Annotated in this window: 4 protein-coding genes; 2 read left to right on the top strand and 2 right to left on the bottom strand. The window is 61.0% G+C overall.

Annotated elements, in window-relative coordinates:
* A partial coding sequence (locus QM600_RS29255) for a hypothetical protein (RefSeq protein WP_502943136.1) occupies positions 1 to 350 on the top strand: 350 nt, incomplete at its 5' end.
* A 75-nt stretch (positions 351 to 425) separates the two neighbouring features.
* Here QM600_RS29255 and QM600_RS29250 read toward each other — a convergent pair.
* Positions 426 to 1,067, bottom strand: coding sequence for a Type 1 glutamine amidotransferase-like domain-containing protein (locus QM600_RS29250; protein ID WP_283265263.1), 642 nt, complete (start codon positions 1,065 to 1,067; stop codon positions 426 to 428).
* 13 nt (positions 1,068 to 1,080) lie between these two features.
* Positions 1,081 to 1,899 carry a maleylpyruvate isomerase family mycothiol-dependent enzyme gene (locus QM600_RS29245; protein WP_283265261.1) on the bottom strand — a complete coding sequence of 273 codons (819 nt, stop codon included), beginning with the start codon at positions 1,897 to 1,899 and terminating at the stop codon, positions 1,081 to 1,083.
* Positions 1,900 to 2,066: 167 nt separating this feature from the next.
* Between QM600_RS29245 and QM600_RS29240 the strand changes: the two genes are divergently transcribed.
* Positions 2,067 to 2,920: AMP-binding protein (locus tag QM600_RS29240; RefSeq protein WP_283265260.1), on the top strand; the 854-nt coding region annotated here is incomplete at its 3' end.

The raw sequence follows: 2,920 nt of genomic DNA, 5'->3' as shown, positions 1-2,920 counted from the left end.
ACTTCGAGGAAGGAACGCACATGATTTTCGGGCAGCGTGAGTCGAACAGTTACTTTGCCGCAATATTTTCGTACGACTTCCTCGATGAGCACCTCGGGTACGAGACGATTTCGAAGATTCATCGCGGTGACATCGCCGAGTGGATTCGCGATCTCGAAGCCTCGGGCTTGTTCTCGGCTGCCGAGGTTCGTGCCGCCGAACTGGCCTGGCGCACCAACCCGCGACTCCTCCTCGACGCACTCCTCGAAGATGCCGACGAGGTCTCGGTGAAGCGCTGGGAAATTGCCTGGGCACGCCTCGAACGTCAGTCACATACGTCGCACGCGGCTTCCGTCGCCGAGCACGGTTGAAGAGTCACTGACGACTGAACTTCCTCTGCGGGTCATCGATACTGGTGGCCCGCAGAGTGCATTTCAGGGTGCATTTCACATGACGTACGGCTGGCCGCCGTCGACGATGACCACCTGTTGATCAGTGAGCACTTGAAACGGAACGTGCGACGACGTGAGGGTCTCGACGGTTTTTGCCGTCGCTGCCGGATCCTCCAATTCAGAATCCCCGCCATGTGGAACTATCGCGAAGTCGATCAGTGACAGGCCGGACCAGATCGGTTCGATTCCGCAGGTAGGGAGTACCTCCGACGGATCGTCGGTGACGTCCAATCCGATCAACGTCGGGCCGGCTACCGCGGCACCGGCGCTGTATCCCGCGTAGACGATGTCTCCGCTACGTGCGAGTTCCGAAAGAATGCGCTCCGCTCCCGAACGCGCCAACTGAGCGCGCAGGACAAAAGTGTTTCCCCCGCGAACCCACGCACAGTCGAACGCGTGCAGGTGCCGGTCGAGTGAATCCGGTGAGTGGAGGTAGTCGCGGACATCGACCTCCTCGGCGTCGAAACCCGCGCGGCGAAGCGATACCAATTCGCTTGTCACCGAAGAGGATCGCGCTGCGACCGGCCACGCGTCGGCGGCCGCAGCGATGACGGCAATCCGTGCGCCGTGGCCGGTGAGTGCTGCAAACGCATCGGCATGGTCACCGAACCGGTACGACGAGAGAAAAAGTTTCACCGGACCTTCCGGCTCATATGGTGAAAGCGAGGTTGTCGACGATTCGTTTGCCCACCTCGAGGTCGCCGCCCAGAATGATGTCGTCTCGATGGTCGGCCGCCCGTACACGTCCGCAGGCGACTCGAGTGAAGAGTTCCGAACTCATTCGCACCGTGGTCGTTGCCGCCCCGTCCAACGCCGGGACAAGGGCAGCTCGCCCGTCGACGGAGACGTGGAGCTCCCGGGCCAGTGGGCCGTCGAGAACGAAAGTGATGCGGGCACCGTCGGGTGCTTTTCCTCGCTTGCCCACCACAAATCCCAGGGCGCCGGTGATTTCTTCGAACGCGATCTCCGCGCGCGGGCCGTCCTCGACCGTCGGTGCGCCGACGGCGTCGCGGATATCGAGTTCGTGCATCCAGCAATCGAAGATCCGAATACGCATGAAGCGTCCGTACGGCGCGGGGCCGACCGGGGTGAGAGTCTCTGCGTTCCACTCGGATTCGGTCAGGTTGCGTAGAACCTCCGAGCGGCGGGACGTGATCTCCTGGAAGTGCGCGAGAAGCTGTGGCTGCGAGCTTTTACGAAGCCCTTCGACCCAGCGTTCGTTGAGCGCGGCGATCTCATTGTGGACATGCGGGAGCGTATGAACGTCGATGGAGGTTGTCGGCGGTTCGATTCCCGACAGCATCGATTCGGTCCCGATGATGTGCGCAACAACGTCGTGCACCGTCCAACCGGGCAGGTTGGTCGGCGAGAACCAGGCGTCGCCTTCGAGTCCGGAGAGGAGGGAGTCGATGACTTCCCACTGCTCGATCAACAAATCGGTCAAGGATTCCTGGGGCCAGCCGCTCATACTGTGATCTCCTAAGTCCTCGGATTCTGCAGTTTCAACCACTGTAAGACCTGTGCGCTTGTTCTCGGCGTTGCGAAACCTGTTGGCGGAAACTCGCGGCCAGATGCTGATCCTGTGATAGACCAGGGATGTCGAGTGCCGACGCCGAATTATCCGAGGAGTCTGCTGTGTTTCCTGGAAATTTTGTCAAGTCCACCCCGGACAAGCCTGCTGTGATCCGACCGGCGACGGGGGAGTCGATCACATATCGGCAACTCGACGAGCGTTCGACGGCTTTGGCGCGGTACCTTCGCGGGATCGGTCTCGAGCCGGGCGATCACGTCGCGCTTGTGTCCAACAATGATCTCCGCGCATTCGAAGTGTATTGGGCTGCACTGAGGTCCGGGCTGTACATCACCGTCGTGAACTCGCACCTGACGGCGCCGGAAGCTGCGTACATTGTCAACGACTGCGGAGCGAAGGTTCTGATCGCGTCGGCAACGGTGGCCGAGGCGGTACCGGTGGACCCGTTGTTGATACCGCAGGTTCGACACCGGTTGGCGTACGGCGGCGAGTTGGCAGGATTCGAGGACTACGACGGCGTGGTTGCAGCGCAGTCCACCGAACCGCTGGATTCGCAGCCTCGCGGGGCGGACATGCTCTACTCGTCGGGAACGACAGGCCGACCCAAGGGGATCAAGGGTGATCTTCCGGAAGGTGACGTCGATGTGACGATGGATCCGTACACCGCGATTTTCGCGCCGATGTACGGATTCGATTCCAGCACAGTCTATTTGTGTCCAGCTCCGGTCTATCATGCTGCGCCCCTACGTTTTTGCGGCGTCATCAATTCGGTGGGCGGCACAGTGATCTTGATGGACCACTTCGATGCCGAGACCGCGCTTCGGTTGATCGAGGAGTACTCCGTCACGCACAGTCAATGGGTGCCGACCATGTTTGTGCGAATGCTCAAATTGCCCGAACCGGTGCGTGCCCGATACGACGTGTCGAGCCTGAAGGTCGCGATCCATGCGGCGGCGCC

The organism is Rhodococcus sp. IEGM 1379 (assembly GCF_030056815.1).
Lineage (GTDB): Bacteria > Actinomycetota > Actinomycetes > Mycobacteriales > Mycobacteriaceae > Rhodococcus_F.
The sequence above is the reverse complement of the archived record's forward strand: the minus strand, read 5'-3'. Positions and strand labels throughout refer to the sequence as shown.